The 26,642-nt window shown below is 69.5% G+C and carries 27 protein-coding genes and 1 tRNA gene; 11 read left to right on the forward strand and 17 right to left on the reverse strand.

Annotated elements, in window-relative coordinates; genetic code table 11:
• Position 1: 1 nt before the first annotated feature.
• Both ACLBX8_RS04165 and ACLBX8_RS04170 read right to left on the reverse strand, forming a co-directional pair.
• The gene (locus ACLBX8_RS04165) at positions 2–205 is read right to left on the reverse strand and encodes a CsbD family protein (protein WP_447698099.1); all 204 of its coding nucleotides are present in this window, start codon (positions 203–205) and stop codon (positions 2–4) included.
• 220 nt (positions 206–425) lie between these two features.
• Entirely contained in the window at positions 426–1,883 is a 1,458-nt protein-coding gene (locus tag ACLBX8_RS04170) for a helix-turn-helix transcriptional regulator (RefSeq protein WP_447698100.1), read from the reverse strand.
• A 215-nt stretch (positions 1,884–2,098) separates the two neighbouring features.
• Between ACLBX8_RS04170 and ACLBX8_RS04175 the strand changes: the two genes are divergently transcribed.
• Positions 2,099–2,773 (forward strand): sigma-70 family RNA polymerase sigma factor, encoded by a 675-nt coding sequence (locus ACLBX8_RS04175; protein ID WP_447698101.1) that lies wholly within the window; start codon positions 2,099–2,101, stop codon positions 2,771–2,773.
• A gap of 90 nt (positions 2,774–2,863) precedes the next feature.
• Here the strand turns inward: ACLBX8_RS04175 and ACLBX8_RS04180 are convergent, their stop codons facing one another.
• Positions 2,864–3,361 carry a DUF6894 family protein gene (locus ACLBX8_RS04180; RefSeq protein WP_447698102.1) on the reverse strand — a complete coding sequence of 166 codons (498 nt, stop codon included), beginning with the start codon at positions 3,359–3,361 and terminating at the stop codon, positions 2,864–2,866.
• Between the two features lie 694 nt (positions 3,362–4,055).
• Here ACLBX8_RS04180 and ACLBX8_RS04185 point away from each other — a divergent pair.
• Positions 4,056–5,012: a class I SAM-dependent methyltransferase gene (locus ACLBX8_RS04185; RefSeq protein ID WP_447698103.1), complete on the forward strand. Its 957-nt coding sequence runs from the start codon at positions 4,056–4,058 to the stop codon at positions 5,010–5,012.
• 350 nt (positions 5,013–5,362) lie between these two features.
• Positions 5,363–6,049, forward strand: a complete 687-nt coding sequence (locus tag ACLBX8_RS04190; protein WP_447698104.1) for a hypothetical protein — start codon at positions 5,363–5,365, stop codon at positions 6,047–6,049.
• Between the two features lie 78 nt (positions 6,050–6,127).
• Here ACLBX8_RS04190 and ACLBX8_RS04195 read toward each other — a convergent pair whose 3' ends face one another.
• The gene (locus ACLBX8_RS04195) at positions 6,128–7,948 is read right to left on the reverse strand and encodes a hypothetical protein (RefSeq protein ID WP_447714646.1); all 1,821 of its coding nucleotides are present in this window, start codon (positions 7,946–7,948) and stop codon (positions 6,128–6,130) included.
• A 111-nt stretch (positions 7,949–8,059) separates the two neighbouring features.
• On the opposite strand from ACLBX8_RS04195, the gene ACLBX8_RS04200 reads away from it, so the two are divergent.
• Positions 8,060–8,359 carry a hypothetical protein gene (locus ACLBX8_RS04200; RefSeq protein ID WP_447698106.1) on the forward strand — a complete coding sequence of 100 codons (300 nt, stop codon included), beginning with the start codon at positions 8,060–8,062 and terminating at the stop codon, positions 8,357–8,359.
• A gap of 61 nt (positions 8,360–8,420) precedes the next feature.
• Here the strand turns inward: ACLBX8_RS04200 and ACLBX8_RS04205 are convergent, their stop codons facing one another.
• Both ACLBX8_RS04205 and ACLBX8_RS04210 read right to left on the reverse strand, forming a co-directional pair.
• On the reverse strand, positions 8,421–8,618 hold the full coding sequence (locus ACLBX8_RS04205) for a hypothetical protein (RefSeq protein WP_447698107.1): 198 nt from the start codon (positions 8,616–8,618) through the stop codon (positions 8,421–8,423).
• Positions 8,619–9,309: 691 nt separating this feature from the next.
• Positions 9,310–9,385 (reverse strand) — tRNA-Glu (locus ACLBX8_RS04210).
• 103 nt (positions 9,386–9,488) lie between these two features.
• Here ACLBX8_RS04210 and ACLBX8_RS04215 point away from each other — a divergent pair.
• Together ACLBX8_RS04215 and rpoH are read left to right on the forward strand one after the other, a co-directional pair.
• Positions 9,489–10,493: an RluA family pseudouridine synthase gene (locus ACLBX8_RS04215; RefSeq protein WP_447698519.1), complete on the forward strand. Its 1,005-nt coding sequence runs from the start codon at positions 9,489–9,491 to the stop codon at positions 10,491–10,493.
• 237 nt (positions 10,494–10,730) lie between these two features.
• Positions 10,731–11,624 carry an RNA polymerase sigma factor RpoH gene (gene rpoH / locus ACLBX8_RS04220; protein WP_042672026.1) on the forward strand — a complete coding sequence of 298 codons (894 nt, stop codon included), beginning with the start codon at positions 10,731–10,733 and terminating at the stop codon, positions 11,622–11,624.
• 75 nt (positions 11,625–11,699) lie between these two features.
• Here the strand turns inward: rpoH and ACLBX8_RS04225 are convergent, their stop codons facing one another.
• From ACLBX8_RS04225 to hemB, 9 genes are all read right to left on the reverse strand, one after another.
• Entirely contained in the window at positions 11,700–13,226 is a 1,527-nt protein-coding gene (locus ACLBX8_RS04225; RefSeq protein ID WP_447698518.1) for a histidine kinase, read from the reverse strand.
• 279 nt (positions 13,227–13,505) lie between these two features.
• Complete coding sequence (locus ACLBX8_RS04230; protein ID WP_091925032.1) at positions 13,506–14,798, reverse strand: adenylosuccinate synthase; 1,293 nt, start codon at positions 14,796–14,798, stop codon at positions 13,506–13,508.
• Positions 14,799–14,955: 157 nt separating this feature from the next.
• A complete protein-coding gene (locus ACLBX8_RS04235) occupies positions 14,956–15,252 on the reverse strand; it encodes a hypothetical protein (RefSeq protein WP_091681985.1) in 297 nt (98 codons plus the stop codon).
• Between the two features lie 112 nt (positions 15,253–15,364).
• A complete protein-coding gene (locus ACLBX8_RS04240; RefSeq protein ID WP_447698517.1) occupies positions 15,365–16,222 on the reverse strand; it encodes a D-amino-acid transaminase in 858 nt (285 codons plus the stop codon).
• A gap of 79 nt (positions 16,223–16,301) precedes the next feature.
• Entirely contained in the window at positions 16,302–17,609 is a 1,308-nt protein-coding gene (gene purB, locus ACLBX8_RS04245; RefSeq protein ID WP_026604876.1) for an adenylosuccinate lyase, read from the reverse strand.
• Between the two features lie 119 nt (positions 17,610–17,728).
• Positions 17,729–18,475 (reverse strand): arginyltransferase, encoded by a 747-nt coding sequence (locus ACLBX8_RS04250; RefSeq protein ID WP_091925038.1) that lies wholly within the window; start codon positions 18,473–18,475, stop codon positions 17,729–17,731.
• Between the two features lie 124 nt (positions 18,476–18,599).
• Entirely contained in the window at positions 18,600–19,088 is a 489-nt protein-coding gene (locus ACLBX8_RS04255; protein ID WP_042672022.1) for an RDD family protein, read from the reverse strand.
• A gap of 98 nt (positions 19,089–19,186) precedes the next feature.
• The gene (locus ACLBX8_RS04260) at positions 19,187–19,555 is read right to left on the reverse strand and encodes a hypothetical protein (RefSeq protein ID WP_020092850.1); all 369 of its coding nucleotides are present in this window, start codon (positions 19,553–19,555) and stop codon (positions 19,187–19,189) included.
• Positions 19,552–20,610 carry a porphobilinogen synthase gene (gene hemB, locus ACLBX8_RS04265; protein WP_447714647.1) on the reverse strand — a complete coding sequence of 353 codons (1,059 nt, stop codon included), beginning with the start codon at positions 20,608–20,610 and terminating at the stop codon, positions 19,552–19,554. Before hemB ends, ACLBX8_RS04260 begins: the two co-directional genes overlap by 4 nt.
• Before the next feature lie 211 nt (positions 20,611–20,821).
• Here hemB and ACLBX8_RS04270 point away from each other — a divergent pair, with 211 nt between their 5' ends.
• Positions 20,822–21,280 (forward strand): DUF6163 family protein, encoded by a 459-nt coding sequence (locus ACLBX8_RS04270; protein ID WP_026604878.1) that lies wholly within the window; start codon positions 20,822–20,824, stop codon positions 21,278–21,280.
• Between the two features lie 160 nt (positions 21,281–21,440).
• A complete protein-coding gene (gene ldtR / locus ACLBX8_RS04275) occupies positions 21,441–21,953 on the forward strand; it encodes a transcriptional regulator LdtR (protein WP_056527383.1) in 513 nt (170 codons plus the stop codon).
• Positions 21,954–21,962: 9 nt separating this feature from the next.
• Here ldtR and ACLBX8_RS04280 read toward each other — a convergent pair whose 3' ends face one another.
• Positions 21,963–22,565, reverse strand: coding sequence for an exopolysaccharide biosynthesis protein (locus ACLBX8_RS04280; protein WP_267965786.1), 603 nt, complete (start codon positions 22,563–22,565; stop codon positions 21,963–21,965).
• 293 nt (positions 22,566–22,858) lie between these two features.
• Between ACLBX8_RS04280 and bcsS the strand changes: the two genes are divergently transcribed.
• Positions 22,859–23,584 (forward strand): cellulose biosynthesis protein BcsS, encoded by a 726-nt coding sequence (bcsS, locus tag ACLBX8_RS04285; protein ID WP_447714648.1) that lies wholly within the window; start codon positions 22,859–22,861, stop codon positions 23,582–23,584.
• Here bcsS and ACLBX8_RS04290 read toward each other — a convergent pair.
• Positions 23,551–25,149, reverse strand: a complete 1,599-nt coding sequence (locus tag ACLBX8_RS04290; RefSeq protein ID WP_447714649.1) for a cryptochrome/photolyase family protein — start codon at positions 25,147–25,149, stop codon at positions 23,551–23,553. The genes bcsS and ACLBX8_RS04290 overlap by 34 nt on opposite strands.
• Before the next feature lie 199 nt (positions 25,150–25,348).
• Here ACLBX8_RS04290 and ACLBX8_RS04295 point away from each other — a divergent pair, with 199 nt between their 5' ends.
• Entirely contained in the window at positions 25,349–26,212 is an 864-nt protein-coding gene (locus tag ACLBX8_RS04295; RefSeq protein ID WP_091681999.1) for a formyltransferase family protein, read from the forward strand.
• Positions 26,213–26,294: 82 nt separating this feature from the next.
• Entirely contained in the window at positions 26,295–26,636 is a 342-nt protein-coding gene (locus ACLBX8_RS04300) for a hypothetical protein (RefSeq protein ID WP_020092859.1), read from the forward strand.
• Positions 26,637–26,642: the final 6 nt, after the last annotated feature.

The raw sequence follows: 26,642 nt of genomic DNA on the forward strand, positions 1-26,642 counted from the left end.
CTCAGTGCTTGCCGGTGATCTTGTCGGCGACGGACTTGGCGCCGTCCTTGACGTCGCCGACGGTCTTCAGCGCCTCGCCCTTCAGCTCCTGCGCCTTGCCCTCGGCCACCAGCTTGTCATTGCCCGTCGCCTTGCCGGCCGCCTGCTTGACGTTGCCCACCGCCTCGTTGGCCAGGCCCTTGATCTTGTCGGTCGTGCTGCTCATCGCGTGCGCTCCTTCACGGTCGTGGTGGTGGTCGTACTCGTCGGTCGAGAGCTCCGGTCGGGCGCGCGGCCCACCGGGATAGACGGCCCCCGCATGCACGCGGGGGCCGAGGGGATCACCCGGTGACCGGAGAACGGTCCGCCGACGGTGAGATGGCGGTCAGATGATGGCGACGTCTGGTGGATCAATAGTTCCAAATTACCAGTATAATGAAATTCAGCTACCGGGGCCCCTGGAGTGGAAATCCGTTCTCCCGGCCCCAAACAACCGCTTCGGTCCGCCGATGGACTCCGAGCTTCCGGTACAGTGCGGCGCCGTGATTGCGCACCGTGTTGCGCGACAGCCCCAGCTTGCGCGCGATCGCGTCGTCGCCGAGCCCCGAGCAGATCAGGTTGAGGATCTGGCGCTCGCGCACGGTCAGGTTCGGCGCCCCCGCGTCGCCGCCCTCCCGGCCAGGCCGGCGCAGGTTCGCCAGCTTCTCGATCAGCCCGCGGCTGAACCACGACGTGTCGGCCATCACCGTCTCGATCGCGTCGAACAGCTCCCGCTCCGAGTGCTTGCGCTCGGTGATGTCCTGCAGCACCAGCAGAAGGAAATCGGCGTCGTTGATCGTGATCCGCTCGGCCGAGACCAGGCAGTCGAGGTTCGCGCCGCTCTCGTGGCGCAGGCAGACCTCGAGACCCAGCACGTAGCCCTCGCTCACCAGCCTCTTCTCGAAGGCTTCCCGCTGAGACGACGTCACCCAAAGGCCGGCCTCATCCAGCGAGCGGCCGACGACGCGGTCCTCGCCCAGGCCGAAGACCCGGCTGAACGCCTCGTTCACGCCCGTGACCTGACCGTCGTCGGCCCGCACCAGCACGGTCGGGATCGGCGTCAGCCTGAACGCCTTGGCGAAGCGCTCCTCGCTCTGCCGCAGGGCGGCCTCGGCCTTCCGGCGCAGTTCCAGGTCCGCGAAGGTGAACAGCATGCAGGGCTCGTCGCCCATCTCGATCGGCTGCCCGGCGACGATCACGAAGCGACGCCCGCCGTCGGGCAGGTCGAGGCAGGCCTCCATCTGCGGGATCGTGCCGCCCGCATTGAGCCGCGCGACGGCGAGGTCGCGGTTGCGCGCGCCGGCCAGGACGTCGACCTCGTAGACGCTGCGGCCGATGACGGCGTCGCGGGTGTAGCCGGTCATCTCCAGGAAGCCGAGATTGACCCTGACGTGGCGCAGGTCGGACAGCCGCGTTATCACGGCCGGGGCCGGGTTGGCGTTGAACGTGCGCTCGAACCGCTCCTCGGCCTCGAACTGGTCGGAGACGTCCTTCAGGATCAGCGCCAGGCAGCTCGGGTTGCCGTCGCGGTCGGTGGCGACCAAGCCTCTGAGGGAGTGAACGAACTCGACACCGGGCCGGTCTGTCCGCGTGACCTCGACCACCACGTCGTGGAAAGTCTCGCCGGCGATCACGCGCTCGATCGGGTAGTTCTCCGGCTCGTGGTTGTTGCGGTAGCGGAGGCAGAAGCGGTCGCGATAGGCGTCGACGGTGGGGCCGAGCTCGTCGAGGCTCTCGGCACCGTGCATCGCCAGGGCGGCCGCGTTGGCGTAGGCGATGGTCTGGTCGGGCTCGACCAGGATCACGCCCTCGCTCAGGCCGGCGATGATCTGCCGGAGCTCATGCCTGTCGACACCCGCCGTCACGATCCGTCCGGTCCCCGCCGCCTCGACGCCGCGCCCCTCGCAGCGGGGCACAAACGGGTTGCGCGCAAGCAGGTTCCGCCCGATCCGCAATTTTCACTGGTATACCTGCATCATTGACCTCGTCGAGATCAACCAGAGATAAGTTCGCAGCCCTCCCGCGAGATGTCGTGCCCGTCGCGACGCTGTCTCCACCCCATCGAGCCCAGAGCTTCACCGTGAAGCCCGCTGTCGAAGAGCGCGATCCGGCCGGCGCGTCCGTTCCCGTCATCTCGTATATCCAGGCGCAACTCGGTCATCGGCTGCGCCAGTACTATTCAGAAGTTGCGCCGATCGAGATGAGCTCACGGCTGGCCGGCGTGCTGGGCCGCCTGTCCGCGGCCCTGGATGCCGCCGAGTCCGAACGGCAGGTTCCCGGTGCGTTCAAGGACGATCTGATCGCCCTGGTGCCGCGCCTGCGCCGCTACGCCCTGTCGCTGACGTTCGACGGCGTCGAGGCCGACGATCTCGTGCAGTTCACGCTGCTCAAGGCGTGGGAGCACCGGCAGCGCTTCCAGCCCGGCACGAGCCTGGTGGCCTGGCTGTTCACGATCTTGCGCAACGGCTTCATCAACGGACGACGCAAGCGACGCTTCGAGGTTCCCGATCCCGACGGCGCGCACGCCGTCACCCTCTCCGAACCGGCCGCCCAGGAGCACAGCATGGGCCTGAAGGAGGTCCGGGCCGCGATCGACCGGCTCGACCCGGCCTATCGCGAGGCGCTGATCCTCGTGGCCGTCGACGGTCTATCGTATGAGGCCGCGGCCTCCGTGATCGGGTGCCCGGCGGGCACGGTGAAGAGCCGGGTCAGCCGCGCCCGCGACCGCCTGCTTCACGAGCTGGGCGAGCGCTGACACACGCGCGACTCCGGTGGCGAGCGCAGGATGTTGGGCCATCGTCGCCAGCCGGGCGATCGCCGGGAGGCGAACGCGGCCCCCGATCGATCAGGCGGAGCGGCGGTCCGGCCGCGTCTCCGCGGGCGTCCGCTCGATGGGCAGGCGCGCGACCGAAGTCCCTCTGGCATCGCGCACGACCAGCACCCAGTCCTCCGCGTAGCCCTCGTCGGCGAGCTCCTGGACCATGTCCCGGATCACGCTCCGGGCGTCGTCGAGCGCTTGGTCGATGCTCGTTGCCTCGATGCCGATCTCGTCCTTGATGATCTCGCGGCCGTGCTCGATGTCGAAGTAGAGGCGCCGCGGAACGAGCCGAAAGTCGCTGCGATCGCCGCTCGTGAGCCTGTCGATGTCGAAGATCTTCGCCGGATCCTGCGAAGTCCGGGACCTCGCGACCTTCAGGAGCGCGAGTCCGCCACCCACCAGTACGGCGACTGCACTGGCGACACAGGACGCGAGTATTACCGTGTAGAAGCCGAACGTTTGCCAGCCAGAGGCAAGCACAGGCAATCCGCCGCACAGGGCGGCTAAGATGACAACCAGCGGCATCCCCCCGGCCCTCGATCGCGCGTTGGCTCTCCGATGTGGGGTATACGGCAAAACTCCGGTCCGCAAGAACGCCCTGACAATCGGTGCGCGTTCGACGGGACGGGCTGAAATTAACGCTACTCAAGCGACCGACGGATCGAGTATCCCGCGTGAAGAGCGAACACAGGGCGCCGAAATCCGTCTTGCGCGGTAGCTGGTCGATGGTTCATCCAGCGATCGGAACGCGGTCGAGCGCTCGGATCGCGAGATCTGGCGCACGCGGAGAGGCACAATCTCGTGAGCCTGCACGTGTCGACCGACGGGACCTCGCGCGCCACGCGCCGCGCAGTCTGATCGAAAGCCTATCGGATCTCAGCGGCGCCTTCGCCCGGGCCGGTAATGGATACGTCGCCGATGTCCCATGCCGTCGGCCATCCGGCGCGCCCAATCACAATGACAGCATCCCCGCGCAACCCGGCCATAAATCAACCCGGAGTTGTTGTCGGCAATCTCATAATATAAGAATACGATCTGAAACACTAACTTCTGCGCGAAATTTCTCAATTATACAGCGATTCGTCCACAGGCGGCTCCGACGAAATCCTCACGTGAATGTATTTTTCTCTCTGCTTGGCTTAAGATATCTCTGAACAGTGGAGATGCGCGATCACGCCTGTCGTTCTGTTGGGCTCGTGCGCGTTAACGGAGTGGGTTGGTGGACAACAGCGACGCGGCTCGCGCGACGACTATCGAGCAGCCCGACCTCCCACTCTCCGATCGGGTCGCGGCCATCGACGCCAAGCTCGACGATCTCTTGGGACGCATCTCGGCGCTGCAGACACACTGCTACTATGACTCGATCAATTGGAATAACTTTAAGGCTCGATTCGATCGATTCGTCCTCGAATGCGAGGATCGGCAGCGAGATATCTTGGAGACCTTGATCAGAGGAAGCGAGGTCGAAGCAGTCGACTTGCGTGTCGCGACAGCGAACCCGCTTGCCGGCGACACGCCTGACCATCTGTTTCCGCGAGGCACAGCCGCTGACAACACGCGCTCGCCCCGCTTCGTCGCGGCGTGCGAAACCCATTTCGGTTTCCCCTTGCGTCACCTCGATATCGGTTCGGCCGGCGGAGGGCTCGTCTGGGATTTCACACGGCGCGGACATTTCTCGATCGGGATCGAGGGATCGGACTGGTCGCGGAAGGAGCAGCGCGCCGAGTGGCGCACCATTCCGGACCGGCTGTTCACTGCCGACGTACGTTTCCCGTTTCGCGTCGAGGACGGCGCCGGCGCGGTCCAGCAGTTCGATCTGGTGACGGCCTGGGAGTTGTTCGAGCACATACCGGAAACGGACCTGCCCACACTGCTGCATTCGATCCACCAGCACCTGAGACCGGGCGGAGTCGTGGTGGCCTCCATCGCGACCTTCGCGGATTGCGACGCGGCGGGTCACGGGTTTCACGCGACGATCCGCGATCGCACTTGGTGGGAGACCGCCTTCGCGGCGTCAGGACTTGACCCGGTCCAGAGCCCGTTCCAGCTTCGCGACTATCCGCGTGGTTCGGGCAATCCCCGCGCCTTCGACTGGGACGCACACGCCAATCCGGAACTCGGCTTCCATATCGTAGCCAGACGTCAACCGGAAAACGCACCGCGGACAGGCATGTAGATCACGTCTCGATCCGGTGATGGCCCGGCATCCACCAGCCTCGATGCGCGATGGCCTGCGGCGGACGCTTCGCAATACCGCGCCTCCACTCCATCGCGCATGGCGAGGATCGGATCCGGTCCCCCGCGAACGATCAACGCGCGCGGCTGGAGCGAGCCACCGACACGCGGAGCTATCGACGTAGCGCGGAAGCCCGCGGAAGCTGCGGGGTTCAAGATCGAACTTGCGCCGCGAGCCAGCGACACATCTGACGCTGAGACTTTCGTGCCAGCTCGAAATCGGTTCGCCGGGCTTGCGGCCTCACCCGCAATGGTAGACCGAGCACGAGCCCTGACGTGCTCGGATGGCCCATGAAGTTCCGATTGCCCCTCTCATCCAATCAGCGCCGCCCCCTGTTCGGCAACCCGCTCCCCGGCTTCGACCCGGCCTACTACCTTGATCGCAACCCCGATGTTCGCGAAGCCGGCCTGGATCCGCTGAAACACTTCCTCGAACATGGCTGGAAGGAAGGGCGTGACCCGAGCCCAGGTTTCAGCACGACAGGCTATCTGGCCGCGAACCCGGACGTTGCTGTCGCGGAACAGAACCCGCTGCTCCACTTTCTGCAGAACGGTCTTGCCGAAGGACGAAGCGGTTTCGCCCGCGCCGCCTTGTCGATGGGTGCGGTGACACAGACCGGATCTGCACCGGCTCACGGCGCGCCCGCGTCGCCGGGAGGGCATGATCCCGTATCGCTGCAGGGCTTCATCGACGAGGCCGACCACAGCCGGATCCGCGGCTGGGCCTTCACGCCCTCCACCCCTCACTCACCGACCGTGATCGCCATCGTCGTCAATCAATCAACCGTGAATACGGTCATCGCGGGCAAATTTCGTCCGGATCTACGCGAGGCGGGTATCGGCAACGCGCATCACGGCTTCACATACGCGTTCTTTCCACCGCTGCGCAAAGACGTGGAGCAGACCATCGTGCTTCGCCGCAGCGCGGATGGCCAGGAATTGGCCCGGGCTGTCCTGCCTCCGGGGCGTCAGCTCTGATCGACGGGTTCTCCCCGCTCGCAGGAAAGGAGCTTTGCGGCCGACCCCAGACCGCGATCATGGAAGCAGGCTTGGGCGTCAATCCTTGCATTCCAGATCGCCGGTGAGCAGAGGCTGGGCATTGGCGGTCGCCGGCACCGTCCCGTCCATACTGTAGATGTAGACTTTCGGATCGGCGAAACCGATCCGTCCCTGCATGGATCGACCGGTCGCCCGGTCGAATCCTGTCAGGACCGTATCCTTGAACGGCAGGCAGGGAAGCGATGCGGTGATGTAGCCCGAGCCGCCGACCACCCTGACGTCGAGCCGGATGCCGAGGATCTCGCGACCGAATCGGCGGTAATCGGCCGTTGCCGAAACAGTCGCGGCGGCTGTACCACCGCGGGCGACGACGGGCGTGTAGACGGTTCGCGCGAGGTTCGTCGTAAAGCCCGTATTCCCGATGGGCTGGCCGCTGTCATCGGTAATATTGACGCCCGCACCATCTTCCCATTTCGGCGGCGCCTCACCGCTCTCGGTATTGTATTTGGCTACGACATTTCTGACGCTCGGCCGAGCGCCCCCGCGCGCGACCAGGCCGCCCGTGGCGGAGATCGTACCGAAGCGATTGGCCCGCGCGGCGGACGGCGACGTCCAGGCTCCGGCCTTCAGGTCGATCCCGATTCCGGTCCGTCCTTCGCGATCGGCGCGGATGAAGATGAACTCGTTGGTATCCGCGTTGCCGATCTCGAACCCTGTTCCCTCTTGGGTCAGCGTCAGAACGTTGATCCACTGACTGGAGTTGGTGTCGAGCCAAGGCGATCCAGGGCCGATGCGGACGCCCTGCGCGCGCAGGCTCGCTCTGCCCTGCTGCGTCACGCGCAGCTTCCACTCGTTCTGCGACGTATCGAGGAACGAGGACGCGGCGTTGCCGGAGTTGGCGACGATGATGGTCACGTCCCGTGTCCCACCGATGTCGGAAGGCCGGACAGTCAGGACATCGCCCAACACGTAATTCGATCCTCCTTCCGTAACGTCGATGGTGGACACGGACCCGTCCTTGACCGTGATCGTCGCTTTGGCGCCCTCTCCTGTGTCGATGCCGGCGCTAACCAGGGAAACACCGGAGTAGGTCCCGCTCCGGCCGCCGGAACCGGGTGTGAACGCCGCCCAGACGGATCCCGTGAGGAGGCCCTTGGCGAGGGGACCACGAGCCTCGTCGACGTCGATATCGACGCCCGGGCCGGTCGTGTCCCGCACCATGATGTCGATCCTGGAGTTCTTCAGCCCGCGCACCAGCAGTCCGGTCTTCGCTCGTCCATTCCCGTTCAGCGTCAGGTCCGAGAGCGTGACGGCGGTCACCGGTGTCTGAGGTGTCATGCTCCGAAGATCGAGCATCGCGACACCGAGCGCTCCGACCCATTTCAGCTCGGTTCCCGCGATGGAGAAGGCGCCTGCGCCCTGGCCGATGATCTTGATGCGGGACATGTTGGGCGCACGCAGCGACGTCGCGCATCGGGCGACGCCGGGAGGCAGGACCAGGGTCCCGCCTCCGCGAGCGTCGAGGAAGGCCGACGCGGCGTTGATGGCGGGACACACGTCCGCGGATTCTGTCCACGTCTTGCCATCACCGTGGGCGGCAAAATCATCGTATGTCGCCAGGACGGCCCTGAACTTGGCGACGAGCGGGCTGTCGACCGGGTCCGCCAGCTGGTCGAGACTCACGACGCTGCCGCTCGGCAGGGTCGCCGCCGCATTCGCCTCGGATCGCGCGTCGCTCGAACCGCGCCACTGTCTGCCATTCTCGGCAGGACGAGGCCGCTCCGGTTCGTGCGCGGGAGGAACAGTTCGCGCATCCAGGGCCCAAGCGCGAGCTGCATTCAGCGCGAGGCACAGGGCGATGAGGTGACCGCGGCGCATAGTCCAGATCCCATTTTCCGCGTGTTTCCCGCGCGACGCCACGCGCCGCGTGGCGGGGCCCGCCTGTGCCAGGGTGGAGCCGTCCGTGATACGATGGCATACGAGTGCGCGATGAGGACAGGGATGCGCGTGCGCGGCGTCGATAGCCGAGAGCTTAGGCACTGGTTCTACGACAGCCGACTAATGGTCTTCGGCTTCTGCTTGACGGCGTTCGTCGCGATCTTCTGGCAGGTCAGCCGGTTCGAGGGCTTTCAGCCGATCTTCTCCTGCGCCCGCACGACGGACGTCGATCGTCAATTGTTGCGCCTAGGAATGGATGCCTGCATGGGCAACGCGCGCACCCAGTCGGATCGCGAGGGATGCATGCGCACCGTCCATCTGCTCGCTTGCATGAAGGAGCGCTGGCGCTGATCGACTGCGGCCGCGGCCGCGGCGCGAGAACCCGCAGCGGAGTTGCAGCGGACGCGATCACCTACAGCAGACCGCTCGACGCGCCCCCGTTCAGCGAGCGGCTGGCGCGCGCGACCAGCTTCGCGAAGGCCAGAGCCGCCGCCGAGGCCTGCGTCCGGGAGGGAAACGACCGGTCGGATTCGGCCACCGTCATCTCGGTCTCGTCGAGCAGCAACCAGGTCCAGAGATGCTGTCCGGTGGCTTGGATCCTGAAATGCATCGCGAACTCGCAGGCTGAGGCATCGTGCGATCATGCCCGGCGGAAAGTCGCGCCGTGTTAAAGGGTTGCGCCGCGCAACATCCTATGTCGGTGGGATCGCGTTCCATCCCCGATATCCCCGCCGATCACAGGCTGCGACGCTCGGCAGCAATCGATCGGAGACCCGTACGACGCGCTGAGCCGGCAACCCGATCGGCGCGAAGGCATCTTTTGATGAAGACAGCGACGGCGGATGTTGGTCGTAAGGCACCGTTGTCGCCGACCGCATCCACGGGGCCTCGAGCGCCCCGGGCGAGCAGCCTTCGGGCATGCGTTCGGCCGGAGATGCCGTCCGCCTCGCTCATGGATCAGATCGCCCCCGCTCGTCCCGGCCGCACCCGCAGGAGGCCTCATCCGGCACTTGTCGTGGCGTCTGTCGCCCTCGCCATCGGCCTCTGGTTCGTCATCTACGCGGTGGCCGAACGCGCCATCTGGTTCTGGTAAGGCGGGACACCCGGCCCCGTCCCGCCGGAGCTTCCCAGCCCTCGGGAGGTCGCGACGGGGCCGGCGCAAACCATCGCCTGTAAAGAAGCTCAGCGGCTGGACGACGCGCATGCCTCGAGTGCGCGGAGCGCCCACGGAACGAGTCGGGCTTTCCGCACGATCAGGTTTCTCGGAGAAAGTTCGCAGATTCTGGTGACTGCCAGCGCGCTGGCGCTCCCAAGGGGAATCGAACCCCTGTTTTCGCCGTGAGAGGGCGACGTCCTAGACCGCTAGACGATGGGAGCTTTCCGGCGGCGCGGGGCTGCTATAGCCACCACTCGGCGGGGGAGCAAGTGCCTTCGTCAGGAAATCCGCCGCGGCGGGTCAGATCGGGGGCGAATAGCGGTCGTGGTGGACAACGTGCAGGACGAGCGGGCCGGGATCGTGGCCGAGGGAGGCGTGCGGCTCGACCGGGCGCTGGTCGCGCTGTTCCCGGATCTGTCCCGGGCCCGGCTGCAGGATCTGATCCGCACCGGCCAGGTTCAGCGGGACGGTCTCCCGGCGCTCGACCCGGCCGCCAAGGTCGCCGCGGGCGCGCGCATCGTGGTCACGGTGCCCCCCGCAGCCCCGGCGGAGCCGGTGGCCGAGGCCGCGGATCTTCCGATCGTCCACGAGGACGACGACCTGATCGTCATCGACAAGCCCGCCGGCCTCGTGGTCCATCCCGCCCCGGGCCACGAGAGCGGCACGCTGGTCAACGCCCTGATCGCTCATTGCGGGGCCAGCCTGTCGGGCATCGGCGGCGTCCGCCGGCCCGGCATCGTCCACCGCCTCGACAAGGATACCAGTGGCCTGATCGTCGTCGCCAAGAACGACGTGGCCCACCAGGGCCTCACCGCCCAGTTCGCCGATCACGGCCGGTCCGGACCGCTGGAACGCGCCTACGCCGCCGTGGTCTGGGGCCTGCCCCAGCCACGGGCCGGGACGATCCAGGCCAGCCTCGCGCGGTCGCGCTTCCACCGGGAGAAGATCGCCGTCGTCTCGGACGCGAGCGGGCGCCACGCCGTCACCCACTACGCCGTGGCCGAGGCGTATCGCGAGGCCGCCCTCGTGCGCTGCCGCCTGGAGACGGGCCGCACCCACCAGATCCGCGTGCATCTCGCCCATCGCGGACACCCCCTGCTCGGGGACACGGTCTACGGCGGCGCCTTCCGGACCAAGGCGGCCCGCCTGACGCCGGAGGCCCGCGCCGCCCTCGCGGCGCTCGGGCGCCAAGCACTCCACGCGGAACTGCTCGGCTTCAGCCACCCGCGGACCGGCGCGACGCTGCGGTTCGAGAGCCCGCTACCGCCCGATATGGCCGCGCTGGTGCAGGCCCTGAGGGCGGAAGAGGACGGGCCGCCGCGCCCGTAACCGCCGCGTCGCGGCGTGCGAAAGATCACGCCGTACCGCGTCACATCGTGACATGGTACGACCAAAATCGCCGGTGGCGCGTTGTTGACGACGTGGGTGTCATCGACCGCGACCGGCTCCCCGGCGTCCCGTACGAGATGGGGGGCCGGCAGGGTCGGCTCAAGAGCGGCCCGAGTGGACGGCACTGTTGTCCGTCGCGTCCGCCCGACAGGGGGACATAAGGTCCAGGAGAATGCCATGGCCGGTACGCTGCCCGTGCTCGCCAACGAAGGTGGCCTCTCGCGCTACCTCGACGAGATTCGCAAGTTCCCGATGCTGGAGCCGTCGGAAGAGTTCACGCTGGCGAAGGCCTGGCGCGACGCCGGCGACCGCGAGGCCGCGCATCGCCTCGTGACGTCGCACCTGCGCCTGGTCGCCAAGATCGCCATGGGCTACCGCGGCTACGGCCTGCCGATCGGCGAAGTCGTGTCGGAGGGCAATGTCGGCCTCATGCAGGCGGTCAAGCGCTTCGATCCCGACAAGGGCTTCCGCCTGGCCACCTACGCGATGTGGTGGATCAAGGCGGCGATCCAGGAATACATCCTGCGCTCGTGGTCGCTCGTGAAGATGGGCACGACCGCGAACCAGAAGAAGCTGTTCTTCAACCTGCGCAAGGCCAAGGGCAAGATCTCGGCCCTCGACGAGGGTGACCTCAAGCCCGATCAGGTAAAGCAGATCGCCACCCGTCTCGGCGTGCCCGAGCAGGACGTGATCGACATGAACCGGCGCCTGTCCGGCGACACGTCGCTCAACGCGCCCCTGCGCGAGGAGGGCGAGGGCGAGTGGCAGGACTGGCTCGTGGACAACAGCCCGAGCCAGGAGACCGTGCTGGCGCGGGAGCAGGAGGGTCAGAACCGCCTCTCCGCGCTCAAGGACGCTCTCGGTGTGCTCAATCCGCGCGAGCGCCGCATCTTCGAGGCCCGGCGCCTCGCCGAGGACCCGATCACCCTGGAGGACCTCTCCGGCGAGTTCGGCGTGTCTCGCGAACGCGTCCGGCAGATCGAGGTCCGCGCCTTCGAGAAGGTGCAGGAAGCGGTCAAGCGCAACATCGCGAGCCGCGAGCTGCCCCGGACCGGCATCGAGGCCCGCTGAGCCGCGCGCCCGGCGCGCGACGCGCCGGGCGCGCCGGTTCGGGTCAGGGCTCGGACGGCGGGCGCCGTCGACCGATCACTGCCAGGCGTCGAAGGCGTTCTGCATCACCTGGGCGCCGGCGGCGCCCTTCTCGAAGGTCAGCACCGCCCGGCGGCCGGACGTGTAGCGCAGCGCGATATCGAACCAGTTCCGGTGCAGGAGCAGGTCGGTGTTGCGCTCGACGTCGTTCTGCAGCGACGACAGGCCGATCAGGAACAGGTTGTCGCGGACCCGAACCGGCAGGCCCGAGACCGGCGAGCCGCGGGCGCTCTGCTCGTCCTTGGCCTGGAGCAACCCGACATCCTGGACGGTTCTGGACGCGGCGTTGCTGCCGCTCTGGCTGAAGGCCAAGCTCACCGTGTGGGAGGCCGGCAGGGTCGCATCGAGATTGCGCTGGATGGTCATCACCAGCGTCAGGCCGGCATCCGGGATGGTCACGGTGGCGACGACGGCGTTCTGGACCGGCTGCCCCTGATCCCCGTTGACGGTCTCGAGCCGCCACGTCACCCGCCCCGGCGTCACGGTCGGCTGACCGCCCTCGGCCCCCGTCGCCTCCTCGACGAGTTCCGCCCTCTGCGCGACCGCGACGCCCGCGTCGGCCGGCGCGGGCGTGGCCGCGGCCCGTGCCGGCGCGCCGTTCTCGACGCGCGTCGGGGCCTTGGGGGCCGGGGCGGCGTCGCCGCCGACCCGGTCGCCGAACTTGGTCTCACCTTCCGGCTGCTGCGTGTCCGCGGTCTCCGTGCCGTTCGACGGCAGGTTCTGCGGCCGGTCGCGCAGCAGGAAGGCCGCGACGGCGATCAGGCCGATCACCACAGCCAGGACACCGCCCACGAAGACGTTGCGCAGCACGCGCGACCGACCGGTGCGCGGGGGGACCACCTCGATCCGCGGACGCTGACGCCCGCCCGCGCCCTCGGCCGCCTCGGCGTCAGGGTCGTCGACGGCGGGCGCCTCGGCGGCAAACGTCCCAGCGCCGGACGTCTCGGCAACCGGCGGGGCCGTGTCGGGCGCGGCCGTCTGCGGCGTGCCCGGGCGCGGCGGCGCGATCGGGATCGGTGCCTCGCGCGGCCCGTCCTCGGCCTCCCGATCCCCGTCGCGGGTCGCCACCGCGAAGGGCGGCTTCGCCGACGGGAGGATGGGCGCCAGCGCGGGACCGGATCCCGGCTCCGGCGGGGACGGCTCCGGGATCTCCGGCTCCGTCGCCGCGGGGACGATCGGCTCGGGGACGGCGGGTTCTGGCGCGGCGGGTGCGGAGACGGCCGGTGCTGGTGCCGGCGCCGAAACAGTGGCCGGGGCCGGGGCCGGAGCGGGCGTCCCGGGCGCCTGCGCGGAATCGTTGGCGGGGGCCGGGAGGCCGCCGTGATCGACCTCGAGCCGCTCGATCGCGGCGTCGAGCGCCCGACGCTCGAGATCGATATCGGCCTCCGACAGCGGCGGATCGAGGGAGCGCAACTGGCTGATCAGGGCGTTGCGCGCGCGGTCGTAGACCGCCTTGCGCAGGGCGGGCGTTCGGTCCGGCAGCGCGTCGAGCGCGCGGGCCAGAAGCGGGTAGTAATCGGCCATGATACTCTGGTCCGCCCCTTCGGCCGCCGTCCGGCAAAGCCGGTCGGAGGCCGGGGACCGAGGTCCGCGCCCGCCCGACAGGTCCGGTCGCGGCCGTCGGCCGGTTTGTCGTATCCCGCCGCGCGGATCAGGGCCCGCGCGCCGGTTGCCTTCGAGACGGCGGGCGGATCGCGATACGGGCCGCCCGGCCGCCCGCCCGTTCTAGATCAAGCCCGCGCGGACTGGATACAGGCAGGGCCGCCGAAAACACGCGTCGTCAACGGGATAGCGCGCGAAGGGTCAATCCTCGAACGGGTTGTGCATGAGGATCGTGTCGTCGCGCTCAGGCGAGGTCGACAGCAGCGCCACCGGCGCCCCGATCAGCTCCTCGATCCGGCGCACGTACTTGATCGCCTGCGCGGGCAGGTCAGCCCAGGACCGGGCCCCCGCGGTCGTCTCCGACCAGCCCGGGATCACCTCGTAGACCGGCTCGATCCGGGCCTGCGCGGCCTGGCTCGCCGGCAGATGGTCGATCGGCTGGCCGTCCAGCATGTAGCCGGTGCAGACGCGGATCTCCTCGAAGCCGTCGAGGATGTCGAGCTTGGTCAGCGCGATACCGTGGATGCCGGAGGTCCGGACCGTCTGGCGCACCAGCACGGCGTCGAACCAGCCGCAGCGGCGCTTGCGCCCGGTGTTGACACCGAACTCGCGCCCGCGGCTGCCGATGGTCTCGCCGATCTCGTCGAACAGCTCGGTGGGGAACGGTCCCTCGCCGACGCGGGTCGTGTACGCCTTGGCGATGCCCAGGACGTAGCCGATCGCGCCCGGGCCGAGGCCCGAGCCCGTCGCCGCCTGCGCGGCTACGATGTTGGAGGAGGTCACGAACGGGTAGGTGCCGTGGTCGACGTCGAGCAGCGCGCCCTGCGCGCCCTCGAACAGGATGCGCTTGCCGGCCCGGCGCTCCTCGTCGAGCAGCGACCACACGGTGTCGGCGAAGGGCAGGATCTTCGGCGCGATCGCCTTCAGCTCGGTCAGCAGCGCCTCGGCATTCACCTCGTCGATCCCGAGGCCGCGCCGAAGGGCGTTGTGGTGGGTGAGCACGCGCTCGATCTTGGCCGGCAGCGCGTCGGGGTCGGCGAGGTCGACGACCCGGATCGCGCGGCGGCCGACCTTGTCCTCGTAGGCCGGCCCGATGCCGCGCTTGGTCGTGCCGATCTTCAGTCCGGCATTGGCCGTCTCGCGGAAATGATCCAGCTCGCGGTGGAGCGGCAGGATCAGCGTGGCGTTGTCGGCGATCCGCAGGGAGGACGGCGAGACGTCCACGCCCTGCGCCTTGATCCGCTCGATCTCGTCGATCAGGTGCCAGGGATCGACGACGACGCCGTTACCGATGACCGAGAGCTTGCCGCCGCGGACCACGCCCGACGGCAGCAGCGCCAGCTTGTAGGTCACGCCGTCGATGACGAGCGTGTGGCCGGCATTATGGCCGCCCTGGAAACGGACCACGATGTCGGCCTGCTCGGAGAGCCAGTCGACGATCTTGCCCTTGCCCTCGTCGCCCCACTGGGCGCCCACAACGACGACGTTGGCCATGCCTGCCTGCTTACCCGCGACGGAAACCGGGACGGCGCGGCCCACGGGTGCAGGCGGCGCACGTCGTGAGCCGTTTCCGCGATCCGGCCAGCGAAATCAAGCAAGGGGCCGCATGATCGGACCGCATGGCGGTCTTCTCGGCCTCGCCGCGACCGGCCTACTTGGCCTCGGTGCCGGGGTCCCGACCGGGCAGTTCGTGCGGCTTGATCACCGGCATGGAGCCGGACTGGTCGGGCTTCACCACGGTGCCGGTCGTGCCGGAATCCGGCGGCTTGATCACGCCGTCGTTCTTCTGGAGCTTGTCGCTGAGCGACTGGTCCTGCGGCGGCGCGTCCGCGTTCGGGCGCACGCGCTCGGGCGGCGCCGGGCTGGTCGTCTGGGCGCGGGCGGGCGCCGCCGCGACGGCGGCCGCTAGGGTCGTCGCGAGGGCGGCGAGCAGGGTCTTGTTCGGCACGAGGGCCTCCCCGATTCGATTCACGAATTCGGGGAGGAACAGCCGGGGACGGGATCCGTTCCTGTCCGCGGCGGGGTCCGATGTCCCGTCCTGTGGACGGGATAGAGCGGTCTCAACCCTGGCGGGCGGCTTCGATGTAGAGCTCGCGCAGGCGCCGGGTCAGCGCGCCCGGCCGCCCCTCGCCGATCGCGCGCCCGTCGATCTCGACCACCGGCATCACGAAGGCCGAGGCGCTGGTGTAGAAGGCCTCCTGCGCCGCGTAGACCTCGTCCACGGGGATCAGCCGCTCCTCGATCCGCAGGTCGGCCTCCTGCGCGAGGCGCAACACCGAGGCCCGGGTGATGCCCGGCAGGAGCGCCGTGGAGAGCGGCCGGGTCACGAGCACGCGGTCGCGGCCGATGATGAACGCGGTCGAGGAGGAGCCCTCGGTGACCGCGCCGTCCTCGACCATCCAGGCCTCGGCGACGCCGGCCTCGGCCGCCTGCTGCTTGGCGAGCACCTGCGCCAGCAGGGCCACCGACTTGATGTCCCGCCGCTTCCAGCGCAGGTCCTCGACGGTGATCACCCGGGCGCCGCTCTCGGCGAGCGGGTTGGCGAGCACGGTCTTGGCCTGCGTGAACATCACCACGGTGGGCTCGGTGCCGGCCTTCGGGAAGGCGAAGTCGCGCTCGGCCACCCCGCGGGTCACCTGCATGTAGACGAGCCCCTCGGTGACGCCGTTGCGGGCGACGAGCTCGGTCTGCAGGCGCTCCCAGCCCGCCGCGTCGTGCGGGTTGCGGATGCCGATCTCGCCGAGCGAGCGGTCGAGGCGCGCGAGGTGCGCGGCGTTGTCGACGAGCTTGCCGTCGATGATCGCCGAGACCTCGTAGATGCCGTCGGCGAACAGGAAGCCGCGGTCCATGATCGGCACGCGCGCCTCCTCGTAGGGGAGGAACTGGCCGTTGAGGTAGACGATGCGGGGAGCGGTCACGGGGAGCTGTCCTGTGTTCGGCGCGGGCCCGGAAACGCGGGCCCGCGAGCGCGGGTCGAAGCAGGAATCGTGCGGGATCTCAGCGGTCGCCGAAGACCCGCCCGAAGATCGTGTCCACGTGCTTGAAGTGGTAGCCGAGATCGAAGCACGCCTCGATCTGCTCGGCCGGGAGCGCCGCGGCGACCTCGGGGTCCGCCTTGAGCAGCGCCAGGAAATCGCCCTCGCCGCGCCAGACCGGCATCGCGTTGCGCTGGACCAGCCGGTAGGAATCCTCGCGGGAGACCCCGGCCTGGGTCAGCGCCAGCAGCACGCGCTGCGAGTGGATCAGGCCGCCGAGCCGGTCGAGATTCTTCTGCATGTTGGCCGGGTAGACCAGCAGCTTCTCCATCACCCCGGTCATCCGCGCCAGGGCGAAGTCGAGGGTGACGGTGGCGTCGGGGCCGATCATCCGCTCCACCGACGAGTGGGAGATGTCGCGCTCGTGCCAGAGGGCGACGTTCTCCAGGGCCGGGGTGACGTAGCCGCGCACCATCCGGGCGAGGCCCGTGATGTTCTCGGTGAGGACCGGGTTGCGCTTGTGCGGCATCGCCGAGGAGCCCTTCTGCCCCTCGGAGAAGAACTCCTCCGCCTCGAGGACCTCGGTGCGCTGGAGGTGCCGGATCTCGATCGCCAGCCGCTCCAGCGACGAGGCGACGACGCCGAGGGTGGCGAAGAACATCGCGTGCCGGTCGCGCGGGATCACCTGGGTCGAGACCGGCTCGGCGGTCAGGCCCATCTTCTCGGCGACGTACTGCTCCACCCGCGGGTCGATGTTGGCGAACGTGCCGACCGCGCCCGAGATCGCGCAGGTGGCGACCTCCTCGCGGGCCGCGACGAGGCGGCGGCGGTTGCGCTCGAACTCGGCGTAAGCCTGGGCGAGCTTCAGACCGAAGGTGACCGGCTCGGCGTGGATGCCGTGCGACCGGCCGATGGTCGGGGTGAGCTTGTGCTCCAGGGCCCGGGTCTTCAGGGCGGAGAGCAGCGAGTCGACGTCGGCGATCAGGATATCGGCGGCCCGCACCAACTGCACGTTGAGGCAGGTGTCGAGCACGTCCGAGGAGGTCATGCCCTGGTGGACGAAGCGCGCCTCGGGACCGACGATCTCGGCGAGGTGGGTCAGGAAGGCGATGACGTCGTGCTTCGTCACCGCCTCGATCGCGTCGATGCGGGCGACGTCGAAGACCGCGTCCTTGCCCTTGGTCCAGATCGTCTCGGCCGCCGCCTTCGGCACGACGCCGATCTCGGCGAGCGCCGTGGTGGCGTGGGCCTCGATCTCGAACCAGATCCGGAAGCGGCTCTCGGGCGACCAGATCGCCGTCATCGCGGGGCGGCTATAGCGGGGGATCATGGGGGCCTCGGCACGGTCCGGATTGCGTGCGTGGCCGGTAGCATGCGCCGGGCCGGCCGCTCAATGCGCATCGGGCATGCCGGGACGGCAACCGACGTGAAACGCGCGCCGCGCCGGGCTCAGTCGATCCGCACCCAGCCCTGGCCCATCAGCCGTTCCTGCGGCCGGAAGCGGGACTTGTAGTCCATCTTGCGCGAGCCCTCGACCCAGTAGCCGAGATAGAGGTACGGCAGCCCGAGCCCGCGAGCCCGGCGGATGTGGTCGAGGATCATGAAGGTCCCGGGCGAGCGCGCGGCCTCCGCGGGATCGTAGAACGAGTAGACCATCGACAGGCCGTCCGAGAGGACGTCGGTCAGGCAGAACGCGAGCGGCGGTCCGGAGCCGCGGCCGGTGATCGCCGTGTCCGGCCCGTGCCGGCGATACGACACGAGGTGCGTGTCGACGTGGCTGTCCTCGACCATCATGGCGTAGTCGAGCACGGTCATGTCGACCATGCCGCCGTCGCCGTGCCGGGCGTCGAGGTAGCGGCGGAACAGGGCGTACTGCTCGGAGGCGGGCCGGTTCGGCTCCGGCGTGCCGACCCAGTCGGCGCTGCGGGCCAGGATGCGCCGCTGGCTGGCGCTCGGCTCGAACTCGTCGACCACCACGCGGACCGAGACGCAGGCCCGGCAGGTCTCGCAGGCCGGCCGGTACGCGATGGTCTGGGAGCGGCGGAAGCCGCCCTGGGTCAGGATCTCGTTCAGGTCGCGGGCGCGCCGTCCGACCAAGTGGGTGAAGACCTTCCGCTCCTCCTGCCCCGGCAGATAGGGGCACGGCGAGGGGGCGGTGAGGTAGAATTGCGGTGTGTCGCGCGGGTGGCTGGTCACGCTTCTCACAGACCCTGCGCCGGGTTCAACCTCGCGGCGCCGGCGTGACAGTGTACAGGCGACCGGCCGGGGCTCAATGGCCCGGCCGGTCGCACCGTCAGATTTTCATCAGGGGAATCGCGGCTCAGCGCGCGTGGACGACGGCGAGGCCGAGGAGCAGGTCGTGCCCGAGGCGGCGGTCGGAGCGCATGAGCCCGAACGCGATGTCGACGCACCAGAGCAGGAAGGTCGAGATCGCCACGTAGAACAGCAGCGCGTGGACCGCGGCCGTGATGACGTCGACCCGCGCGCCGCTCTCGGGCGCGACGGTCCGCAGGCCCATCATCCGCTGGCCGATCGTGCTCTGCTTCGGCCCGCCCACCGTGATCGCGCTGTAGATGATGCCGCTCGCCGGAAGGACCGCGAACAGCGTCCAGCCGAGGCCGAAGGTGACCACCCCGATCACGGTGATCGCGAGGGTCAGCAGGGCCGTGAAGCCGAAGATGAACAGGATGTCGAGGAGATAGGCGACCGTCCGGCCACCCAGGCTCGCCCGCACGAACGGGATCGGCAACGCGGTGGCGTAGCCGGGCGCTTCGAAGCGCTGCGCGTATCCGGGTTGTGGGTTCTGCATGGTGTCGCGTCCTGCAAGCGAGGCTGCGGACGTGAAGGTGGGTGCGCGTCGCGGAGGCCGCAAGGGGATCCGCGAGGAGACGCGGGCGTGGGCGCGCCTCAGCGCCCGGCCGGGTCTCCGGCCGCGGCGTCGGGCGTGTCGAGGTAGAAGCGCTTGAGCATGTAGAGGGACGGGCCCGACAGGGTGCTGGCCTCGGTGGCGAGGGCGACCAGGGTCGTGCCGGCATCGAAGCGGCAGGTCAGCCAGTGCTGCCGGTTCCCGTCGGCGTAGTCGACGCGCACCGAATTCGCCGACGGCCCCGGCGCCGCGCGCAGGAGCCGGATCCCGTCCTGCGGCGCGACCGCCGGGAGCGCCCGGCGGCAGGTGGCGACGCGATCCCGGCGCAGGGTGTCCTGGCAGGCGACGAGCCCCCCGAGGAAGCCGACCACGACCGCGGCCCCGAGGAGCCAGCGGTGCCCGCGCTTCACGGATGATTGCGCAGGCGCTCCGCGACCCGCGGCGCGTGATAGGTGAGGACGCCGTCGGCGCCGGCCCGCTTGAAGGCGAGGAGCGCCTCGACCATCGCGCGGTCGCCGTCGAGCCAGCCGTTGCGGGCGGCCGCCTCGATCATCGCGTACTCGCCCGACACCTGGTAGGCGAAGGTCGGCACCTGGAACTCGTCCCGCACCCGGCGGATGATGTCGAGATAGGGCAGGCCCGGCTTCACCATCACCGAATCCGCGCCCTCGTCGAGGTCGAGCCGGACCTCGCGCAGGGCCTCGGCCGAGTTACCGGGATCCATCTGGTAGGTGCGCTTGTCGCCGACCAGCGCCGCCTTGGTGCCGATCGCGTCCCGGAACGGCCCGTAGAAGGCGCTGGCGTATTTCGCCGCGTAGGCCATGATCTGCACGTCGAGGAAGCCGGCCTTGTCGAGGCCCGCGCGGATCGCGCCGACGCGCCCGTCCATCATGTCGGAGGGCGCGATGATGTCTGTCCCGGCCTCGGCCTGGATCAGGCTCTGCTCGACGAGGACCGCGACCGTCTCGTCGTTGAGGATCGCGCCGTCCCGCATCAGGCCGTCGTGGCCGTGGCTCGTGTAGGGATCGAGCGCCACGTCGGTCATGATCCCGATCTCGGGCACGGCCCGCTTCACGGCGCGGACCGCCCGGCAGACGAGGTTGTTGGCGTTCAGCGCCTCCGAGCCAGTCGGGTCGCGCAGCGACACCTCCGTGTAGGGGAAGAACGACACCGCCGGGATGCCGAGCTTCGCGGCGCGCTCCGCGTCGCGGACGACCTCGTCCACCGAGAGGCGCTCGACGCCCGGCATCGAGGCGACCGGCTCGCGGCGGCCCTCGCCGTCGATCACGAACATCGGCCAGATCAGGTCGTCGACCGTCAGAGTGTGCTCGCGGACGAGGCGGCGTGACCAGTCGGCCTTCCGGTTCCGGCGCGGGCGCTGGGTGATCTTCAGACCCTCCACGCGGGCGCCCTCGCGGGCGGCCTCCACGGCGAGAGGGCGCGGCTCTGGCAGGGTGTCTGACATGCGGCTTCGCTACCGTTCGCGCGGACCACGCCGCGGATCGCGCGGCGCCCGTGCGCCGGAGGCGATCGACTACCACACCGGGCCGGCGCAACGAAACCCGACCGTTGACGCCGGACGGCGGAACCGCTTCAACCCGGCGACCCCCGCCCGATCGATCAGGATCCCGGCCCTTCGCCATGAACCGGCCCCCACCATCCGCGAGCGCTCGATAGTGCCCAGCTACTTTCCGATCCGGCGCAGGACGCCGCGGCCGGGCGGCATCCCGAGCGACCGCATCGAGCGGGCCCAGGGCCCCGCGTCCGGCACGTGGGACACAGTGCTGATCTGGTTCATGCGGCTCACGGCCCTCGTCTGGCTGCTGAAGAGCGTCTTCGCCTGGGCGACCATCCTCGACGTCCTGCCGGGCGTGCGCCCCTTCGAGGCCGAGCCGTTCGGCCGCCAATCCGCGATCGTCTACTTCGCGGTGATCGACGCCGCGGCGGCGATCGGATTGTGGCTGACGAGCGCCTGGGGCGGCGTGATCTGGTTGCTCGCCGTCACGTCGGCGATGACGCTCGCTGTCCTGACACCGCAACTCTTGCCGTTATCGGTGCCGCTGCTCGTATTCGGAGGCTGTGTTGTGACGTTGTACTTCCTGCTGTCCTGGCTGGCCGCGCAGGAAGCACGGTGAACGAACCGTTCTTGTCTTCATTCAGTTTGTCTTTACCGCGAAGAGTAAATCGCGAATTCATCCTGTCGCTTAAATCGCCTTTCATTCCCGAGCCCTAGCTTAGCCATCATCAACGGCGCCGCATCCAACGGGTGCCGGATCATCGGATGGCGAGGCAGAGATGAAGACCCAGAACGCCCGAGTCGCGCAGATCGAGGCTCCCGAGGAAGCCGCCTCGACCAAGGGCTCCTACCTCGAGGCGCTGCACCTCGTGGAGCGGCTGCATCGCCGGCTGCTCGACGTGATCAAGGACGAGTTCGAGCGCCGCGGCCGCGAGGACGTCAACAGCGTCCAGGCGCTGCTCCTGTACAACATCGGCGACAAGGAGCTGACCGCGAGCGAGCTGCGGACCAAGGGCTACTACCTGGGCTCCAACGTCTCGTACAACGTGAAGAAGCTTGTCGAGGCCGGCTATCTCCACCACGCCCGCTCGAAGACCGACCGGCGCTCCGTCCGGATCAGCCTGACCGACAAGGGCCGCCAGGTCCACGAGATCATCCAGGGGCTCTACGACAAGCATGCCCGGACGATCACGCCGATCGGCGGGATCTCGGAGGAGGATTTCATTCGCCTGAACCAGGCCCTCACCCGCCTGGAGCGCTTCTGGACCGATCAGATCCGTTACCGCCTCTGAGGCGCGCCCTCAGAGGTTCAGCAGGCCGATGATCCCGGCGATCACCGCGTAGGCGAAGCCGGCGTTGATGGCGACGCCGAACATCCCGATCACGAGACCGCCCAGCACGACCAGACCGTCGCGCTCGACGAGACCGAGCCCGACCAGGCAGACGGCGAGACCCAGCGGGATCTGCCCGACGATGGGCGCGGCCACGATCAGCGCCAGCGCCAGGGCGAGCAGGACGATCCCCATGCCGCGCATGCCGAGCGCGGTCTCGAACACACTGACGCGGGGGCGCGACCAGCGCTCCAGGCGGCGCAGGATCGGCACCGCGCGGGTGACGGCGCGCCGGACATCCGTCAGGGCGATCGAGCGGCCGAGGAGCATCCGCGGCAGCCACGGCGCCGACATCCCGGCGGCGATCTGGATCGCCACGAGGAGCAGGAGCAGGCCGCAGATCAGCGGGATCGGCGGCGGCATGGGCAGGCAGTTCGGCAGCCCGAGCAGGACCACGAGCAGCGCGAAGGCACGGTCCCGCAGGACCGCGACGATGTCGCCCACGGTGAGGCGCTCGCCCTCCTGGCTCGCCAGCACGGTGAGGACGTCCGACGTTCGTGCACCGGAGGTCAAGGATCTGCCAACCTTCGCTTTCCCGCGGGGGCTCTAGCCGAGAACATCTGGCACGCCAAGCACGGCAGATTCGCGACAGCGCGATGGCGTCCCGCGGGCGGACGCGCGGCGGACGGCCCTCGAAGTCCCGGCAAGCACAGTTCGCGCACCGACGGACCTTTCTGAGGCAACGTCGTCCCTGCGACCCGAAGATCGGCGTGCGAATCCGGCAATTCCGGGGGATCGCGAGCGGATCGCGATGAAACGCGGTTAATTTTCTACTACCGTTCTCCGCAGACGTCGGAGGCTCGACTGTGCCGAACCAGCGCCCTCGCCCGAAGATCGCTGGACGTGCGCCCGTTCTCGCGGTTCTGCTCGCGGGACAGGCGGCCGTCTCGCACCCCGCCGGCGGCAGCGAGATCGACACGCTGCTGTTCGGCAGCCTCGACGCCGGCGGCGACACCTTCCTGACAATCGGGGCGAAGGCCGGCCTCACCTCCCTCGCGCAGGACGGGTTCACCGCGCTCGCGAGCGTCGGTGGCGGGCGGCGCGCGGAGTCCGGTCCGGACGGCCCCCGCACGCGCTACACGGTCGCCGCCGCCGCCCTGGCCGGGTACCAGTGGGTCTTCGACTGGGGCGCGGTCGCGGCCTTTGCCGGGCCCGAGATCGCGCGGGAGATGCTGATCGCGGGGCCGCTCTTCGACGCCCTGCCGACGCGATTCGGGCTCCGGCTCCACGGCGAGGTCTGGGCACGCCCGAGCGAGGCGACGCTGCTCCAGGCGAGCGCCGTCGCGGGGTCGGCCCGCGACAGCCTGTGGGCGCGCCTCGCCTGGGGCTACCGGCTCTGGGAGACCTATCTCGGTCCCGAGGCCGCCCTCTACACGGACGGGACCGGCTACGCGAAGTGGAGCCTCGGCCTGCACGGGACCGACTTCGCCCTCGGCCGGTACAGCTTCCGCGCGTCGGCGGGCCTCCAGTCCGAGAGCGGCCGGGGCCGCGCCTGCCCCTACCTGAGCCTGTCCGTCTGGTCGCCCCTCTGATCGGCGACCGGCCGGGCTTCGAGGGCGTCGAGGAACGCGGCCGCGTCGCGGCGGATCTCGGCGCGGCGCCTGTCGCCCAGCCCGCGGAGCGTCCGGTACGGCATGGCCATCCGCTGATTGCCCGCCAGCCGGTCCTCGTTCTCGATGAGGAAGTTCCAGTAGAGATAGTTGAACGGGCACGCCTCCGGCCCGGCCTTGACCTTCACGTCGTACGCGCAGGACGCGCAGTAATCGGACATCCTGTCGATATAGGCGCCCGAGGCCGCGTAGGGCTTGGAGCCCATGACGCCGCCGTCGGCCCACAGCACCATGCCGTGGACGTTGGGCAGCTCGACCCACTCGTAGGCGTCCGCGAACACGATCAGGTACCATTCCTCAACCTGAGCCGGGTCGAGGCCGGCGATGAGGGCGAAGTTGCCGGTCACCATCAGGCGCTGGATGTGGTGGGCGTAGGCGTGGGCGCGCGTCTCGGCGACGACCTGCGCGACGCAGTTCAGCGCCGTCTCGCCGGACCAGTAGAACCACGGCAGGTCGCGACCCGCGCCGAGGGCGTTGCTGTCGCGGTAGGCGGGCATCCGGGCCCAGTAGAGGCCGCGCACGTATTCCCGCCAGCCGAGGATCTGCCGGATGAAGCCCTCGACGCAGTGGAGCGGCGCCGCGCCGTCGCGGTAGGCGCGCTCGGCGGCCCAGCACACCTCCTCGGCGGTGAGCAGCCCGGCGTTGAGGGCGGGCGACAGGAGCGCGTGGTACAAGAACGGCGCGCCGGTCTTCATCGCGTCCTGATAGTCGCCGAAGGTCGGCAGGGCGTCGGCCAGGAAGTGCCGGAGCGCCGCGAGGGCGTCGGCCCGGGTCACCGGCCAGGAGAAGCCGGTGAGATCACCGAAATGGTCTCTGAACTCGGCCTCCACGAGGGCGATGACCGCGCGCGTGACGGAATCGGGCTGGAAACCGATCCGGTCCGGCGGACGATGCCCCCTGGGCAGGCGCTTGCGGTTCTCGGGGTCGTAGTTCCAGCGGCCGCCCGCGGGCTCGCCGTCGTCCATCAGGAGGCCGGTCCGGCGCCGCATGCCCCGGTAGAAGGTCTCCATCCGCAGGTGATGCCGGCCCTCCGCCCAGCGGGCGAAATCCTCCCGCGGGCACAGGAAGCGGTTGTCGGCACGGATCTCGACCGGGATCGCCAGGGTCTCGCGCCAGTCCTGCATCATCTCCCAGACGCGCCACTCGCCCGGCTCGGTCACCACGACCCGCTCCGGCCGGTGGCGCGCCACGGCGCGCTCCACCTCGCCGGTGAAGCTGCCGGTGTTGCCAGCGTCGGTCAGGCGCACGTACGCGACTGTGATGCCCTCCGCCTCCAGCTCGGCCGCGAAGTGGCGCATGGCGGCGAACAGGAAGGCGATCTTCTGCTTGTGGTGGCGGACATACGTCGCCTCGTCGCGGACCTCGACGATCAGGACGACGTCGCGCTCGGCGTCGAGGTCGACGAGACTCGACACTCGGCGGGTCAGCTGATCGCCGAGGACGAAGCGCAGGGTTCCGGACGGCGCGGCGCGGCGTTTCCCGGCCATGCCTAGACCCTCCCGTCCGGGGCGGAGCGGCCGCCATCCGCGGCGCGGCCGAACCCTCCTGTCCCGCCGTCGAAGATCACCCGAACCACGCCGTTCCCCCTTGCCACCGCCGCCGGCCCAATCAAGGTAGGCCCGGGGACGCGGCCGGGCAGGCGGCGGACCCGCGCCCTCCACGTGCACAAGGTCGCAGGCGGCAAACATGAAGTTCGCGTTCGCCGGCATCGACTTCCTCGGCGGGGTCTTCGAGGGTCTGCTGGACGCCGGCTGGACGCCGGTGAAACTGTTCACGCGCCCCTGCGACGGGGTCTACGACCACAACGAGGTCGTCGTCGCCCGCGCCCGGTCCCTGAGGCTGCCGATCCAGCTCTCCCGGATCCGCGAGCGGGACATCGAGGCGCTGCAGGCCGAGCACGGGCGCGACTGGGCACTCGTGGTCGCGGGCTACCCCTGGCTCATCAAGGGCTGGAAGGGCCGCGCCGCCTACGGCCTCAACTTCCACCCCTCCCCGCTCCCGACGGGCCGCGGCCCCTACCCGCTGTTCCGGGCGGTCCTCGACCGCTACGAGACCTGGGGCGTCACCGCGCACGTGCTCGCCGACGGGTTCGACACCGGCGATATCCTGGCGCAGGAGATCTTCGCCCTGAGCCCCCGCGAGAGCCACGAGACGCTGCTCGCCAAGTGCCAGATGGCGGCGCGCCGCCTCGCCGCGGGCCCCCTCGGCCGCGACCTGCCCAACCGCTGGCGGCGCTCCGAGCCGCAGGGCGACGGCTCCTACTGGCCGCGCGCGACCGACGCCGACCGGACGCTCGACTTCCGGCAGGACGTCGAGACGGTCCTGCGCCGGGTGCGGGCCTTCGGCACGGTCGAGACGATCGCGCGGCTCGGCGATGCCCGGGTCTACGTGGCGGAGGCGCAGGGGTGGCAGGAGCGCCACGCGCACACGCCCGGAGCGGTGGTGCATCGCCACCGCCGCCACGTCGTGGTGGCGGCCCTCGACGGGTACGTCCAGCTGACCCGCTGGTCGCCGGTTCCCCTCGCGGAGGCCGGGCAGATCGGCCGCTGACCGGCCCGTCCGGGAACCCGAACGCCGACCCCGATGTTTCCGGCGGCCCGGGCACTCCGCCGGGGCCCCACGGGAGTCCGCCATGTCGACCCGCGCCAGCCTCGCCGCAGCCCTCGGATTCGCCGCGCTGTTCACCGGCTCTGCCCTCGCGCAGGCGGTGATCGTCACGCCCGACGAGTTCGGCCCCGACGACGACGTCGTGGTGCGCGACTACATCGTGCGCCGGCCGGTGGGTCCGGGCCCGATCGTCGGATCGATCCCGCTGCGGCCCGGCAGCATCGTGCCGCCCGACGTGCGGCTCGCGCCCTTCACGGAGGCCCCCAATCCGCGCCTGCGCCGCTTCGGCTACTTCGTGGCGCCGGGCGACAAGATCGTGGTCGTCGATCCCGACACCCGCGCGGTGGTGCGCATCCTGGACCGCTGACGGCCG

This window comes from Methylobacterium sp. D48H, from assembly GCF_053345715.1.